Here is a 15,424-nt window from a genome sequence, read left to right on the forward strand (position 1 = left end):
AGGGGGTCATCAGCATTCGATGACGTTCACGGCGAGGCCGCCGCGGGCGGTTTCCTTGTACTTCAACTTCATGTCGGCGCCGGTCTCGCGCATGGTCTTGATGACCTTGTCGAGCGAGACGAAATGTTTGCCGTCGCCACGCAGCGCCATGCGTGCGGCGTTGATCGCCTTGATCGAGGCCATTGCGTTGCGCTCGATGCAGGGCACCTGGACCAGACCGCCGACGGGGTCGCAGGTCAGGCCCAGGTTGTGCTCCATTCCGATCTCGGCGGCATTTTCCACCTGCTCGGGCGTTCCGCCCAGCACTTCGGCGAGCGCACCGGCCGCCATCGAGCAGGCGACGCCGACCTCGCCCTGGCAGCCGACCTCGGCGCCGGAGATCGAAGCGTTTTCTTTATAGAGGATACCGATCGCCGCAGCCGTGAGCAGGAAGCGGATGATGCCCTCCTCGCTCGCGCCGGGAATGAAGCGGCTGTAGTAGTGCATCACCGCGGGCACGATGCCGGCGGCGCCGTTGGTCGGGGCCGTGACGACGCGACCGCCGGTGGCGTTTTCCTCATTGACGGCGAGCGCGTACAGGTTCACCCAGTCCATCGTCGTGAGCGGGTCGCGAATGCTCGCCTCGGGCGTGCTGGAGAGCTTGCGGAACATCTCCGCGGCGCGGCGCTTCACCTGCAGGCCGCCCGGCATGATGCCTTCCTTCTCGCAGCCGCGGCGCACGCACAGTTGCATCACGTCCCAGATGCGCAGCAGGCCGGCGCGCGTTTCCGCGTCGGTGCGCCAGGCGCGCTCGTTTTCCAGCATCAGCTGGCTGATCGAGAGATTCTTCTCGCGGCACTGCGCGAGCAGCTCGTCGCCGCTATGGAAGGGATGCGCGAGCGGCGTGGTGTCCTCGACGATGCGGTCGGCGCCCGCGGCGCTCTCATCGACGACGAAGCCGCCACCGACCGAGTAATACACCTTGCTCACAAGCGTTTCGCCCGCCGCGTCGAAGGCCGCGATGCGCATCCCGTTGGGATGATAGGGCAGCGACTGGCGCCGGTGCATCACCAGATGCTCGCGCTCGACGAACAGGATCGGGTGCTCGCCGGCGAGATGCAGGCGCTGCTCGCCGCGGATGCGCGCGAGCTTGCCCTCGACCAGATCGGTATCAACCAGATCCGGCGCTTCGCCCTCGAGACCAAGGAGCACGGCCTTGTCGCTGCCATGCCCCTTGCCGGTCGCGCCCAGGGAGCCGAACAGTTCGGCCTTCACGCTTCCGACCCGCGCGAGCAGGCCGGACTCCTTGAGGCCGGTCGCAAAGACCTGCGCCGCGCGCATCGGCCCCACGGTGTGGGAGGACGACGGCCCGATGCCGATCTTGAACAGGTCGAAAACGCTTATGGCCATGGCGGATTACCTCGAAGTTTCGGATGCGAGCACGCCGTTTTCACTGGCGGCACGCGATTTGGAGATCAGATAGCCCGCGGTCAGGAGAGCGAACCAGACCGGAGCGACGAACAGCGCCACGCGGGTGCCGGCGTCCATTGCCAGGAACACGACCACCAGCGCCAGGAAGGCGAGCACGAACCAGTTGGCGAACGGTGCGCCGGGCATGCGGAAGAACACCGCGGTGGCGAGCCCCTGCTTCACCGCCTGGCGGTACTTCAGGTGCGACCACACGATGATGCCCCAGGTCCACACGGCGCCGACGGTGGCGACGCTGGTGACATAGACGAAGGCTTCCTCGGGCACGACATAGTTCAGCGCGACGCCGACCAGCATGAACAGAGCGGACAACGTGATCGCGGTGGCCGGAACGTGGCTCTTGTTCACCTTGCCGAGCGGGGCCGGGGCCTGCTTGAACTGCGCGAGCGTGTAGAGCATGCGGCCGGTACTGAAGATGCCGCTGTTGCACGACGAGGCCGCCGCGGTGATGACGACGAAGTTGATGATGCCCGCCGCGGCCGGGATGCCGATCTTCTCGAACACGGTCACGAACGGGCTCATGTTCGGGTTGAGTTCGTTCCACGGCACCAGCGACATCAGCACGATCAGCGCGCCGATGTAGAAGATCAGGATCCGCCAGGTCACGCTGTTGGTCGCGTGCGGCAGCACCTTCTCGGGGTTCTGCGCCTCGCCCGCCGTGACGCCGATCAGCTCGACACCGGTGTAGGCGAAGCACGCGATCTGCAGGGTCAGCACCACCCCCACCATGCCCATCGGCGCGAAGCCGCCGTGCGACCACAGGTTGGAGAAGCTCGCGGTCTTGCCGAGGTCGCCCACGCCGAAGATGATGATGACGAGGCCGATGACCAGCATCGCGACGATCGTCAGCACCTTGATCAGGGCGAACCAGAATTCCATCTCGCCGAACACCTTCACGGCAATCAGGTTGGCGCCGTACAGCACGACCAGCGTGCCGAGCGCCGGGATCCACTGCGGGATGTCCGGGAACCAGTAGTGGAAGTAGACGCCGACGGCGGTGAGTTCCGCCATGCCGGTAACGACCCAGGTGAACCAGTAGGTCCAGCCGGTAACGAAGCCCGCCCAGGGGCTCACGTACTCTTCGGCATAGGTCGCGAACGAGCCGGCGACCGGTCGGTGGATGAGCAGTTCGCCCAGCGCACGCATGATGAAGAACACCGCCAGTCCTGCGAAGGCGTAGGTCACCAGCAGCGCGGGGCCCGCCTTGCTGATCGCCTTCGCCGAGCCGAGGAACAGACCCACACCGATCGCTCCGCCGATGGCGATGAGCTGGATGTGCCTGTCCTGGAGCCCTCGTTCGAGGTCCTTGCTTTCATGTTTCTGCTCTTCGTCGAGCATATCGCTGATACGTGTCATCCTTCCTTCCTCGGTTGATTCAACGGTCTCTCTCTGGCGTTGGAAGGCGGCGCCCGCAGGCGCCGCGTACTGCTTTTTTTATTTGCCGATTACTTGCCGTAGACCGGGAAGCGGGCGCACAGAGCGGACACCTTCGCGCGCACGGCCTCGATGACTGCCGGGTTCTCGACGTCGTCGAGGACGTCGCAGATCCAGCCGGCCAGCTCCGTGACCTCGGCGATGCCGAAGCCGCGGGTGGTCGCCGCCGGGGTACCGATGCGGATGCCGCTGGTGACGAAAGGCGACTGCGGATCGTTGGGCACGGTGTTCTTGTTCACCGTGATGTGGGCCGCGCCGAGCGCCGCGTCGGCAGCCTTGCCGGTGATGCCCTTGGCGATCAGGTCGACCAGGAAGAGGTGGTCGTCGGTGCCGCCCGACACGATCTTGTAGCCGCGCTCCACGAACACCCCGGCCATCGCGCGCGCATTGGCGAGCACCTGCCTCTGGTATTCCTTGAAGGAGGGATCCAGCGCTTCCTTGAAGGCGACGGCCTTGGCCGCGATCACGTGCATCAGCGGGCCGCCCTGGGTGCCGGGGAAAACCATCGAGGCGATCTTCTTCTCGATGTCCGCATTGGCGCGACCGAGGATGATGCCGCCGCGCGGGCCGCGCAGGGTCTTGTGGGTGGTGCTGGTGACGATGTCCGCGAAGGGCACCGGGCTGGGGTACAGGCCCGCGGCGACGAGGCCGGCGACGTGCGCCATGTCGACGAACAGCAGCGCGCCGACCTTGTCCGCGATCGCGCGGAAGCGCGGGAAGTCGAGGTGGCGGGCATAGGCCGAGAAGCCGGCGACGATCATCTTCGGCTTGCACTCGACGGCGAGCGCCTCGAGCGCGTCATAGTCGATCACGCCGTCGTCGGTGACGCCGTACTGCACGGCGTTGAACACCTTGCCGGAGAAGTTCACCTTCGCGCCGTGCGTAAGATGGCCGCCGTGCGCGAGGCTCATGCCGAGGATGGTGTCGCCCGGCTGCAGCAGCGCGAAATACACGGCGGCGTTGGCCTGCGAACCGGAATGCGGCTGCACGTTCACCCAATCCGCGCCGAACAGCTGCTTGGCGCGGTCGATGGCGAGCTGTTCGACGACGTCGACATGCTCGCAGCCGCCGTAGTAGCGCTTGCCCGGATAGCCTTCCGCGTACTTGTTGGTGAGCACCGTGCCTTGCGCCTGCATCACGCGCGGGCTGGCATAGTTCTCGGACGCGATCAGCTCGATGTGATCTTCCTGGCGGTGGCGCTCGGACTCGATGGCACCCCACAGGTCAGGGTCGAAGCCGGCGATCTGCATTTGCTTGTCGAACATCTAGGTACTCCGGATTGGGTTGTCGGACTGGGATGTCAGTGCGTCGCCCGCGCCGCGGACACTGACGGGTTTTCGGATTGCTGCATCTCACCGCGCTGTTCGGCGAAATACTCGCGCGTCAGCTTGACGATCACCGGCGAGAGCAGCAGCAGGGAAATCAGGTTGGGGATGGCCATCAGCGCGTTCAGCGTGTCCGCCACCAGCCAGGCGAAATCGAGGCTCAGCACCGCGCCGAAATACACTGCGACGGTCCACAGGATGCGGAAGGGCTTCTCGGACGCGGTGCCGAGCAGGAATTCCCAGCACTTCTCGCCGTAGTAGGCCCAGCCGAGGATGGTGGTGAAGGCGAACACCGCAAGCGATGCCGCGAGCAGGTACTTGCCGACACCGGGCATCGCCGCCTCGAAGGCCGCCGAGCTCAGCACCGCGCCGGTCGCACCCGAATCCCACACGCCGCTGACCATGATCGCCAGGCCGGTCATCGTGCACACGATGATGGTGTCGATGAAGGTGCCCATCATGCCGATCAGGCCCGAGAACACGGGGTTGCTGGTGGCGCCTGCGGCCTGCGCGATGCCGGCAGTACCGAGGCCCGCCTCGTTCGAGAAGATGCCGCGCGCCACACCCTTCTGGATCGCCAGCATCACGCTCGCGCCGACGAAGCCGCCGGTGGCCGCGGTGGGGCTGAAAGCTTGCCTGAAGATGGTCGCCAGGGCATCGGGGATGCGGTCGGCGAAGACGAACAGGATGACCGCGACGCAGCCGATGTAGGCGATGCACATGAAGGGCACCAGCCATTCGGCCACGGCACCGATGCGCTTGATGCCGCCCAGCACGACGGCGCCGGTGAGCACGACCAGAACCACGCCGGTGATCCAGGTTTCCACGCCGAAGGCGTTGTGCACCGCGCTGGCGATGCCGTTGGCCTGGACCATGTTGCCGATGCCGAAGCCCGCGAGGCCGCCGAAGATCGCGAAGGCGGTGCCGAGCCAGTGCCAGTGCTTCGCAAGGCCGTTCTTGATCGCGTACATCGGGCCGCCGGCGTGCTCGCCCTTGTCGTCCACCTCGCGGTACTTCACCGCGAGCACGACTTCGCTGTACTTGGTGGCCATGCCGACGAGCGCCGTCATCCACATCCAGAACAGGGCGCCGGGCCCCCCGATCGCGATCGCCGAGGCGACGCCGGCGATGTTGCCGGTGCCGACGGTGGCAGAAAGCGCCGTCATCAGCGCGGCAAAGGGTGAAATTTCGCCTTCGGCCTTGGCGCCGGGCGTGCGGCTCCGCCAGATCATGCGAAAGCCGTAGGGAATCTTGAAGATCGGCATGAAGCCGAGTCGAAGCTGCAGATACAGACCGGTACCCAGGATCAGGACGATCATGGGGACGCCCCAGACGAGGTCGTTCAGGGCCGTGAAGAGCTGGTTCAGGAACTGCATGAGGTTGTCTCCGTCATACTTCTAGTTTTGATCGGAGACCGGACACGGCGGATTTTCCCGCTCCTTTTGATGCCCGGCCCCGGTGGATGCGCCCGCCTCGCGAAATTGCGGCGAAATCCTCCCCGGGCGGGGCCTCAAGAGGCCCTGCCGGAGCCCTGAGACAAGCTCAGGGCGAACGGGGAATTGGAACTGCCGTCTGGATCGGCGGGCGGTACTGCGTCAGTTGGCAGCCTCGCCCTCCAGGTTGAGATCCACCATCAGCTCGTTCGCCAGCGTTTCCAGCTCCGCCTTCAGGCTTGCGGGCTCGACGGACGCCGGCACTTGCACCTCGATGCTGGCGCGGAACAGCGGTTCGCCGCTGAAGGAGGCGTTCTCGCACGCGGTTTCCAGCTTGCTGATGCTGGCGCCGTGGCGCGCCAGCGCGGCCGAGATCTCGCGCACGATGCCGGGGCGGTCGTGGCCGACCAGCGTCAGCTTCGTGACGCGCAGCGCGGGAGCGGAGGCCGCGACGCCGCGCTCGATCGTCAGGCGCAGGCCTTCCACTTCGAGCTCGCCCAACGCTGCCTCGAGCTTGCCGGCATCGGCTTCGGCAATTTCCAGCCGCACGATGCCCGCAAACTTGCCGGCGAGCTGCGCCATGCTGCTCTCCAGCCAGTTCGCGCCGCAGTCGGCGGCGCACTCGGCCAGCGCGTTGACGAGACCGGGACGATCAGCGCCGATCAGGGTGACAACAAGGGATGCGTTCATGTCAGCTCTCTCCTCAGGCCTGTTCGTAGTCGGACATCGGCGGGCAGGCGCACACGAGGTTGCGGTCGCCATACACGTTGTCCACCCGGCCCACCGGCGACCAGTACTTGTTCGCACGCAGGCTGGCGAGCGGATAGACGGCCTGTTCGCGGCTGTACGGATGGCACCACTCCCCGGCGATCGCTTCCGCGGTGTGCGGCGCGTTGACCAGCGGGTTGTCCTTGGCGTCGAATTCGCCGCTGCCGACCTTGGCGATTTCCTCGCGGATGGCGATCATCGCGTCGCAGAAGCGGTCCAGCTCTTCCTTGGACTCGCTCTCGGTCGGCTCGATCATCAGCGTGCCCGGCACCGGGAAGGACATCGTCGGCGCATGGAAGCCGAAGTCGATCAGGCGCTTGGCGACGTCATCGACGGTGACGCCGGTCGCATCCTTGAGCGGGCGCAGGTCGATGATGCATTCATGCGCGACCATGCCGTTCTCGCCGCGGTACAGCACCGGGTAGTGCGGATCCAGGCGCTTGGCGATGTAGTTGGCGTTGAGGATTGCCATCACGGTCGCGTTGCGCAGGCCTTCGGCGCCCATCAGCGTGATGTAGGTCCAGGTGATCGGCAGGATGCTGGCGCTGCCGTAGGGTGCAGCCGAGACCGCGCCGATGCCCTTCAGGCCGCCCGACGCATGGCCCGGCAGGAAGGGCGCGAGGTGCGACTTCACGCCGATCGGGCCGACGCCCGGTCCGCCGCCGCCGTGCGGGATGCAGAAGGTCTTGTGCAGGTTCAGGTGCGACACGTCGCCGCCAAACTTGCCCGGGCCGCACAGGCCGACCATGGCGTTCATGTTGGCGCCGTCGATATACACCTGGCCGCCGTGGGCATGCACGATCTCGGTGATCTCGCGCACCGCCGTCTCGAACACGCCGTGCGTCGAGGGATAGGTGATCATGATCGCGGCGAGCTTGTCGCTGTGCTGCTCGGCCTTGGCCTTGAGGTCGGCGACGTCGACGTTGCCATTCTCGTCGCAGGCCACGACGACCACGCGCATGCCGGCCATGTTGGCCGTCGCGGGGTTGGTGCCGTGAGCGGAGCTCGGGATCAGGCACACGTCGCGGTGACCTTCGCCGCGGCTCGCGTGGTAGGCGCGGATCGCCAGCAGGCCGGCGTATTCACCCTGCGAGCCGGCGTTCGGCTGCAGCGACACGGCGTCGTAGCCGGTGCAGGCGCACAGCATCTGCTCCAGCTCGGCGGTGAGCTGGGCGTAGCCCTGGGCCTGGTCCGCAGGAGCGAAGGGATGCACGCCGCCGAACTCGCGCCAGGTGACCGGGATCATCTCGGTGGTCGCGTTCAGCTTCATCGTGCACGAGCCCAGCGGGATCATCGTGCGGTCGAGCGCCAGATCCTTGTCCGCCAGCCCGCGCAGGTAACGCAGCATCTTGGTCTCGGACTGGTAGGCGCTGAACACCGGGTGCGTCAGGAAGGCCGAGGTGCGCAGCTGGCCGGCCGGCAGGGCCTCCGGTGCGAGGTTCTCGACGTCGGCGAACGAGGGAACAGCGGCACCGTTGGCGAACACCGCCCACAGCGCCTCGACGTCGGCGCGGGTGGAGGTCTCGTCGAGCGAGATGCCGACGGTCGTGGCGTCGATCTCGCGCAGGTTCAACTGCTTGGCGCGGGCCGCGGCATGCACGGCAGCCGCGTCGGCGACGCGCACGGCGATGGTGTCGAAGAAGGCGTTGGTCACCACTTCGGCACCGACGCGACGCAGGCCGGCCGCCAGCGTGGCGGTCAGGCGATGCACGCGACGGGCGATCGTGGTCAGGCCCTTCGGGCCGTGGTAGCAGGCGTAGAGGCTCGCCATCACCGCCAGCAACACCTGCGCCGTGCAGATGTTGGAGGTGGCCTTCTCGCGGCGGATGTGCTGTTCGCGCGTCTGCATCGCGAGGCGGTAGGCCTTCTTGCCGTGGCTGTCGATCGACACGCCGACGACGCGGCCCGGCATCACGCGCTTGTGCGCGTCGAGGGTCGCGAAATACGCGGCGTGCGGGCCGCCGAAGCCCAGCGGGATACCGAAGCGCTGCGTCGTGCCGATCGCGACGTCCGCGCCGAGCTCACCGGGCGACTTCAGCAGCGTCAGCGCGAGCAGGTCGGCCGCGACGACGACGAGCGCCTTCTTGGCGTGGGCGGCGGCGACGATGCCGGCGTAGTCGACGACTTCGCCGGTGCTCGCCGGGTACTGCAGCAGCACGCCGAAGAATTCATGCTTGTCGAGATCGGTCGCCGGATTGCCGACGATGACCTCGAAGCCCAGCGGCTCTGCGCGGGTGCGCACCACCTCGATGGTCTGCGGGTGGCAGTCGCTCGAAACGAAGAAGGCCTTGGCCGGGTTCTTCGACAGGCGCTGGCAGAAGGTCATCGCCTCGGCCGCGGCGGTCGCTTCGTCGAGCAGCGAGGCGTTGGCGATCTCCATGCCCGTCAGGTCGGTGATCATGGTCTGGAAGTTCAGCAGCGCTTCCAGACGGCCCTGCGAGATCTCCGGCTGGTACGGCGTGTAGGCGGTGTACCAGGCGGGGTTCTCGAGGACGTTGCGCAGCACGACACCCGGCGTGTAGGTGTCGTAATAGCCCGTGCCGATGAAGGAACGGAACACCCGGTTCTTCCCCGCGATCTCGCGCAGCATGGCGAGCGCTTCGGCTTCCGTCCGGCTCTCGGGGAGAGGGAGGGGCGAGGGCGACAGGATGGAAGCCGGGATCACCTTGTCGACGAGCTGGTCGAGCGAATCGAGGCCGAGCGCGGCGAGCATCGCCTGCGTTTCGGTCGCATCCGGGCCGACGTGGCGGCCGACGAAATCATCGCGCTGCTCGAGCTGGTCGAGCGTCGCGGGGAAGCGGGTGTCGTTCATGTTCATGGCTTGGGCTGGTTTCCGGAAGAAGGTCGATCAGGCAGTCAGCTTGTCGTAGGCGGCCTGGTCGAGCAGCCCGGCAAGCGCGGACGGATCGTCGAGGCGGACGCGGATGAACCAGCCTGCACCCATCGGATCTTCATTGACGGTCGCGGGCGCATCGGCCAGTGCGCCGTTGACTTCGACGATCGTGCCGGCCAGCGGCATCTTCAGTTCGCCGGCAGCCTTCACCGACTCGATGACCGCGGCTTCATCGCCCGCCGCAAAGCTCGCGCCGACGTCCGGCAGCTGCACGAAAACGATGTCGCCCAGCGCGTTCTGAGCATAGTCGGTGATGCCAACCGTCGCGACGTCGCCCTCGACGCTCAGCCACTCGTGGTCTTCGGTGAATTTGATCGTGCTCATGGTGTCTCCTGGTTGCGTGTTGATTGATACAAACTCAAGTTAGGTTACGGAGCGCATGGTATCAATGTGTTGACATGAGCGAATTTGATAGTTGAAATGAAATCATTGATGCCATTAATGGTCCGTACACGATGCAAAACATCCCTACCGAGCTGCTGCGCACCTTCGTGAAGGCTGTCGAAACGGGCAGCTTCACCCGTGCCGGCGAAATCGTCGGACGCACGCAGTCGGCCGTGAGCCTGCAGATCCGGCGCCTGGAAGAGCTGCTGGACGCACCGCTGTTCGTGCGTGGCACGCACCGCGTCAAGCTCACCGAGGAAGGGACGACGCTGGTGAGTTACGCGCGGCGCATGCTCGCGCTCAACGACGAGGCCGTGAGCAGCCTGCGCCGGCCCAAGGTGGCGGGCAGCGTGCGGCTGGGCGCGCCGCACGAATACACCGCCTCGCTGCTGCCGGTGATCCTCGGGAAATTCGCGCAGTCGCACCCGGGCGTGATGCTCGAGGTCACCTGCGACCTCAGCAAGAACCTGCTTGCCCGGCAGGAGAAAGGCGAATTCGATCTCGTCATCGCCCTGCACGACGACCCGGACGAGCGTGGCGGCTCCAAGGTGCTCACCGAATCGCTGGTGTGGATCACCAGCCCCGACCACGAACGCCACACGCAGCGGCCGCTGTCGCTGGTCGTCGCCCCGCCGCCGTGCATCTACCGCAGCCGCGTGCTGCAGATGCTCGGTCGCCAGCAGCGGCCGTGGCGCATCGCCTATATGAGCTCCAGCTACAGCGGCATCATCGCCGCGGTGCGCGCCGGCCTCGGCGTGACCCTGCTCGCCGGCAGCACCGTGCCCCAAGGCGTGCGGGCACTGGGCGAGCGCGACGGCTTCCCCGCGATGGGGCAACTGGACGTACGGCTGTACGAGCGGCGGGAAAGCGTCACCGAGGCGGTGCGCTGCCTCGCCGACTACATCACGAGCAGCTTCGCCTCGTCGGATGCCACGCTGGCCGGGGCTACGGCACCGTCTTCAGGCGCGCAGCTGGCGGGCGAATAGCGCCGCCAGCGGCCGGGCGGCCACGCTCAGCGGCACCCCGCGCAGGCTCAGGATGCCGAGCGACATCGGCGGCGGCAGCGGTTCGACGGCGAACTCCTGCAGCCCGACGCCGAAGATCGGATCGCGTATCAGCACGGTCGGGCCGAAGCCGATGTGGTCGGTGCGCCGCATGAGCTCCAGCATCAGCGTCGGCGAAGCGCAGCGCACGGTGCTGTCCGGCACGTCGATGCCGTTGGCCATCAGCCAGTTCACGAGGTGGCTGCCCTGGCTCGCCCCGGTCAGGTTCAGCACCCAGCTTGCGCCCTTGAGCTCCGCCCAGGTCCGTGCCGCGGCCAGCGGATGCCCGATGCGGCCCGCGGGCGAGGCCGGGATCTGCGCCAGTGGCTCGAAATCCACTTCATAGGGAAGATCCTGCGCATTGGCGAGCGCCACGGCGAAATCCAGGCGCCCTTCGATGATGCCGGGGACCACGTTGGTCAGCAGCCCCTCCTCCAGGCTCAGCGCGGCGTCCGGCTGGATGCGGCGGAATTCCGCCAACACGCGCGGCAGCACCGTCGCCGCGACGAGCGGCGTCAGCGCGACGGCGATGCGCGCGCCCGCCCCGCCGCGCAGCAGGCGCACCTCCTCGCGCGCCTTCTCCAGCGTTGCCAGCGCGAGACGCGCACGCGCGAGCAGCGCCTGGCCGGCAGGCGTGAACACCACGCCCTTGTAGCTGCGCGTCAGCAGCTCCGCCCCCACGTCTTCCTCCAGCTCGCGCAGCGCCTTCGTCAGCGCACTCTGGCTGAGATGCATCGCCCGCGCCGCCGCCCGGATCGAGCCGGCATCGGCAACCTGCACGAGCGCCTTCAGTTGATGGTCCTTCATCGCGGTCAGTGAACACGTTTGGTTGTCACCCCGGAAAAAGTACCGCCTTCCGCGATCGTTAGCAAATTCTATTATCAATCCATGAATACTATTGATCGCCACCTCCCCGACGAAGCCGCCATGAAGACCTGGCGGCGTGCCATCCACCAGCATCCCGAGCTCGGCTTCGACGAGTTCGAGACCAGCCGCCTGGTGGCCGACCAATTGCGCGACTGCGGCTTCGAAGTGACTGCCGGCATCGCCACCACCGGCGTCGTCGGCACCCTGAGCTGGGGCACGGACGGCGGCAAGGGCGGCCCGCGCCTGGGGCTGCGCGCCGACATGGACGCGCTGCCGATCCACGAGGAAACCGGCCTGCCCTGGGCGAGCCGCAATCCGGGCCGGATGCACGCCTGCGGCCACGACGGCCACACCGCGATGCTGCTCGGCGCCGCACAGGTGTTCGGACGCCTGCACCGCGAAGGCCGCCTGCCCGGCAGCGGCACGCTGAACCTGATCTTCCAGCCCGCCGAGGAACTGGGTGGCGGCGGCGGCGCCAAGCGCATGCTCGAGGAAGGCCTGTTCGAGCGCTTCCCCTGCGATGCCATCTTCGCGATGCACAACTTCCCCGGCGTGCCGACCGGCCACTTCCGCTTCCGCCCCGGCCCCTTCATGGCCTCGTCCGACAAGGTGCTGATCCGCTTCGACGGCAAGGGCGGCCATGGCGCCCTGCCCCACCTCGCCGCCGACCCGACGCTGCCGGCGGCGGCGACCGTGCTCGGCCTGCAAGGCATCGTCGGGCGCAACGTCGATCCGGTCGAGATGGCCGTGGTCAGCGTCGGCCGCATGTCCGCCGGCAAGGCCTACAACGTGATCCCCGAGACGGCCGAACTGGAACTCAGCGTGCGCGCGCTACGCCCCGAAGTGCGCGACCGCCTGGAACAGCGCATCTGCGAACTGGCCCGCGGACAGGCCGCCGCCCACGGCGTCGGCTGCGACATCCGCTACGAGCGCGGCTACCCCGTGCTGATCAACACCGCCGAGCAGGTGCGCTTCGCGACCGAGGTCGCACGCGAGTTGGTCGGCGACGACAAGGTGGACGGCAACGCCCCGCCGCTCTCGGGCAGCGAGGACTTCGCCTTCATGCTGCAGCAGGTGCCCGGCTGCTACCTGCTGATCGGCAACGGCGACAACGGCTTCGCCGGCGGGGAACACCTTGGGCCGTGCAGCGTGCATAACCCGCACTATGACTTCAACGACGCCTGCCTCGCGCCGGGCGCGGCCTTCTGGGTCGCCCTCGCGAACCGGTTCTTCGGCGGCTGACCGCCGGCTGGCGGAAGACCCCAAAACGACAACTCAGACTCTTAAAGAGGAGACACGCATCATGAGCACCAATACCGCAGCGCCGCGCACGCGGCAGATCGTCGCCGCCGTCATCGGCAACGCGCTGGAATGGTACGACTTCATCGTCTTCGGCTTCCTCGCCGTGGTGATCTCGCGCCTGTTCTTCCCCTCCGAAAGCGAGTACAGCTCGCTGCTGATGGCCACCGCGACCTTCGGCGTGGGCTTCTTCATGCGTCCGGTGGGCGGCGTGCTGCTGGGCATCTACGCCGACCGCAAGGGCCGCAAGGCGGCGCTGCAGCTCATCATCGCGATGATGACCGTGTCGATCGCACTGATCGCCTTCGCCCCGCCCTACGCCGCGATCGGCGTCGCCGCCCCGCTGCTGATCGTGCTCGCACGCCTGCTGCAGGGCTTCGCCACCGGCGGCGAGTTCGCCAGCGCGACCTCCTTCCTGATCGAGAGCGCACCGCCCAACAAGCGCGGCCTGTACGGCTCGTGGCAGATGTTCGGCCAGGGCCTGGCGGTGTTTGCCGGCGCCGAGGTCACGGCGCTGGTCACGCGCAACCTCTCGCCCGAGGCGCTCGACGCCTGGGGCTGGCGCATCCCGTTCATCATCGGCCTCGCGATCGGCCCGGTCGGCCTATGGATCCGCCGTCACCTGGAAGAAACCGAGGCCTTTCTGGAAGCCCACAAGGCCCCGGCGGAGAAGCAGTCGATCGCCCGCATGCTCCGGAACCACCTGCGCGAAGTCTTCGCGGTCATGGGCGTCACCGTCTGCGGCACGGTCGGCTTCTACGTGATCCTGGTCTACATGCCGACCTTCGCCACCAAACAGCTCGGCATGGTGCTGTCGGATGCCTTCACCGCGCAGGTCATCGCGGTCGCGCTGATGACGATCCTGATGCCCGTGTTCGGCGCGCTGTCCGACCGCGTCGGCCGCAAGATCCTCGTGATCCTCGCCGCCGCCGGCCTGCTCGTCGCCTCCTACCCCCTGCTGTCGTGGGTGCATGCCGCCCCATCGTTCGAACGGCTCGTCACGATGCAGATCGTGCTGTGCATCCTGCTCGCGGTCTTCTTCGGCCCGATCTCGGCCGTGATGGCGGAACAGTTCCCCGCCGGCGTGCGCTCGACCGGCCTCGCGCTCGCCTACAACGTCGCGGTGATGGTGTTCGGCGGCTTCGCGCAGTTCATCGTGACCTGGCTCATCCAGAACACGGGCGTCGTCATCGCCCCCGTCTTCTACGTGATGTTCGCCGCCGCGCTGGGCTTCGTGTCCGCCCTGTTCCTGACCGACCGCACCAGGGTCGCGCATCTCGCCGCGGTCGATGATGAAACACCGCAGGCGCAGACGGGCAAGGGCGGCAAGGAGGCCACCATCCTCCCGCGCACCGCTCTCAATCGCGCCTGAAATCCCTGCAATGCTGGCCGCCCCTCCCCCGGGGGCGGCTTTTTTCGTTTACGCGAACACCTCTCCGAGATTCACCGTCCCCCGGCTGCCCACATGCTGCCGCTTGGTACGGATCCACTTCGCGGCACGGGCGCGCCCCAGGTCGCGCAGTTCGTGAAGGAAGGCGCGCGCCGCGTTGAGTTTGCTGCCGCTGCCGCTCTCGGCCAGCTCCTGCGCCTCGATCATGTGGAAGCGCAGGCCCAGCAGCTTGCGCTCGAGGCGCCCGTGCGGGAGAAAGCCGCTACCCGCCTCGAGATAGGCGCGGGCATGCGCGATCATGCGCATCTCGCGCAGGAAGGTCGCCGAGAAGCCGAGCTCCACCGTGCGATCCGCGATCTCCCCGGCGCTGCGCGGCGGCGCCGCAATGCGCAGCGGGTTGAGCAGCACGAGCAGGATGTCCGGCGTCTCGCATTCGTACATCAGCGGGTAGACAGCCGGATTGGCGCTGAAGCCGCCGTCCCAGTAGGCCTCGCCGTCGATCTCGACCGCATGGTGGATGGTGGGCAGGCAGGCCGACGCCAGCAGCATGTCCTCGGTGAGTTCGGCGGTGCGGAACAGGCGCACCTTGCCCGTCTGCACGCGCGTCGCCGCAATGAACAGACGCAGGCGACACTCGCGGCGCAGGAACTCGAAATCGAACTGCGCGTGGACCACCTCACGCAAGGGGTTCAGCTCCAGCGGATTGAACTGGTAGGGCGACAACAGCCGCGTCATCCCCAGCATCATCCCGAGGGGATTGGGCAGCGCGCCGTTGCCATTCGGGTTCATGCTGTGCAGCAGGTCGAGCTCCAGCGGCGCGCTGGCCGCGATCGCCTCCCAGAACGCCGACAGGGTCTCGCGCGCGCCCTCCGCGCCGCCGCGCGTCCAGCCCTGCGCCAGCGCCACGGCGTTCATCGCACCCGCGCTGGTGCCGCTGACGCCGTCGAGCTTCCAGCCGTCCTCAAGCAGCCTGTCCAGCACACCCCATGTGTAGGCGCCGTGCGCCCCGCCGCCTTGCAGCGCGAGGCTGATCGCAGGCACTTCGCCGCGCCTGCCCGACCACCATCGTTTGCGCAACATGCTCCACCCCCTTCCATGCAGGGACATACTCTTGCTGCACT

At 67.3% G+C, this 15,424-nt stretch carries 12 protein-coding genes; 3 read left to right on the forward strand and 9 right to left on the reverse strand.

Features of this window, described 5'->3' with window-relative positions; all coding sequences use genetic code 11:
• Positions 1-9: 9 nt before the first annotated feature.
• From GO615_RS08340 to gcvH, 7 genes are all read right to left on the reverse strand, one after another.
• A complete protein-coding gene (locus tag GO615_RS08340) occupies positions 10-1,389 on the reverse strand; it encodes an L-serine ammonia-lyase (protein WP_169126867.1) in 1,380 nt (459 codons plus the stop codon).
• Positions 1,390-1,395: 6 nt separating this feature from the next.
• Positions 1,396-2,823, reverse strand: coding sequence for an amino acid permease (locus GO615_RS08345; protein WP_169126869.1), 1,428 nt, complete (start codon positions 2,821-2,823; stop codon positions 1,396-1,398).
• 89 nt (positions 2,824-2,912) lie between these two features.
• Positions 2,913-4,166, reverse strand: a complete 1,254-nt coding sequence (gene glyA / locus GO615_RS08350; RefSeq protein WP_169126871.1) for a serine hydroxymethyltransferase — start codon at positions 4,164-4,166, stop codon at positions 2,913-2,915.
• Positions 4,167-4,201: 35 nt separating this feature from the next.
• Positions 4,202-5,602 (reverse strand): alanine/glycine:cation symporter family protein, encoded by a 1,401-nt coding sequence (locus tag GO615_RS08355; RefSeq protein ID WP_169126872.1) that lies wholly within the window; start codon positions 5,600-5,602, stop codon positions 4,202-4,204.
• 219 nt (positions 5,603-5,821) lie between these two features.
• The gene (locus tag GO615_RS08360) at positions 5,822-6,349 is read right to left on the reverse strand and encodes a glycine cleavage system transcriptional repressor (protein ID WP_169126874.1); all 528 of its coding nucleotides are present in this window, start codon (positions 6,347-6,349) and stop codon (positions 5,822-5,824) included.
• Between the two features lie 13 nt (positions 6,350-6,362).
• Positions 6,363-9,245: an aminomethyl-transferring glycine dehydrogenase gene (gene gcvP, locus GO615_RS08365; RefSeq protein ID WP_169126876.1), complete on the reverse strand. Its 2,883-nt coding sequence runs from the start codon at positions 9,243-9,245 to the stop codon at positions 6,363-6,365.
• Positions 9,246-9,275: 30 nt separating this feature from the next.
• Entirely contained in the window at positions 9,276-9,644 is a 369-nt protein-coding gene (gcvH, locus tag GO615_RS08370) for a glycine cleavage system protein GcvH (protein ID WP_169126878.1), read from the reverse strand.
• 131 nt (positions 9,645-9,775) lie between these two features.
• Here gcvH and GO615_RS08375 point away from each other — a divergent pair, with 131 nt between their 5' ends.
• A complete protein-coding gene (locus GO615_RS08375) occupies positions 9,776-10,690 on the forward strand; it encodes a LysR substrate-binding domain-containing protein (protein WP_169126880.1) in 915 nt (304 codons plus the stop codon).
• Here GO615_RS08375 and GO615_RS08380 read toward each other — a convergent pair.
• Positions 10,664-11,554: a LysR substrate-binding domain-containing protein gene (locus GO615_RS08380; protein WP_169126882.1), complete on the reverse strand. Its 891-nt coding sequence runs from the start codon at positions 11,552-11,554 to the stop codon at positions 10,664-10,666. The two genes, GO615_RS08375 and GO615_RS08380, sit on opposite strands and share 27 nt — an antisense overlap.
• Before the next feature lie 81 nt (positions 11,555-11,635).
• Here GO615_RS08380 and GO615_RS08385 point away from each other — a divergent pair, with 81 nt between their 5' ends.
• Complete coding sequence (locus GO615_RS08385) at positions 11,636-12,856, forward strand: M20 aminoacylase family protein (protein ID WP_246262200.1); 1,221 nt, start codon at positions 11,636-11,638, stop codon at positions 12,854-12,856.
• Positions 12,857-12,917: 61 nt separating this feature from the next.
• Positions 12,918-14,285, forward strand: coding sequence for an MFS transporter (locus GO615_RS08390; protein WP_169126884.1), 1,368 nt, complete (start codon positions 12,918-12,920; stop codon positions 14,283-14,285).
• A 48-nt stretch (positions 14,286-14,333) separates the two neighbouring features.
• On the opposite strand, the gene GO615_RS08395 is transcribed toward GO615_RS08390, so the two are convergent.
• Positions 14,334-15,383 (reverse strand): patatin-like phospholipase family protein, encoded by a 1,050-nt coding sequence (locus GO615_RS08395; protein ID WP_211167003.1) that lies wholly within the window; start codon positions 15,381-15,383, stop codon positions 14,334-14,336.
• Positions 15,384-15,424 lie beyond the last annotated feature (41 nt).

This window comes from Aromatoleum evansii, assembly GCF_012910805.1.
Lineage (GTDB): Bacteria > Pseudomonadota > Gammaproteobacteria > Burkholderiales > Rhodocyclaceae > Aromatoleum > Aromatoleum evansii.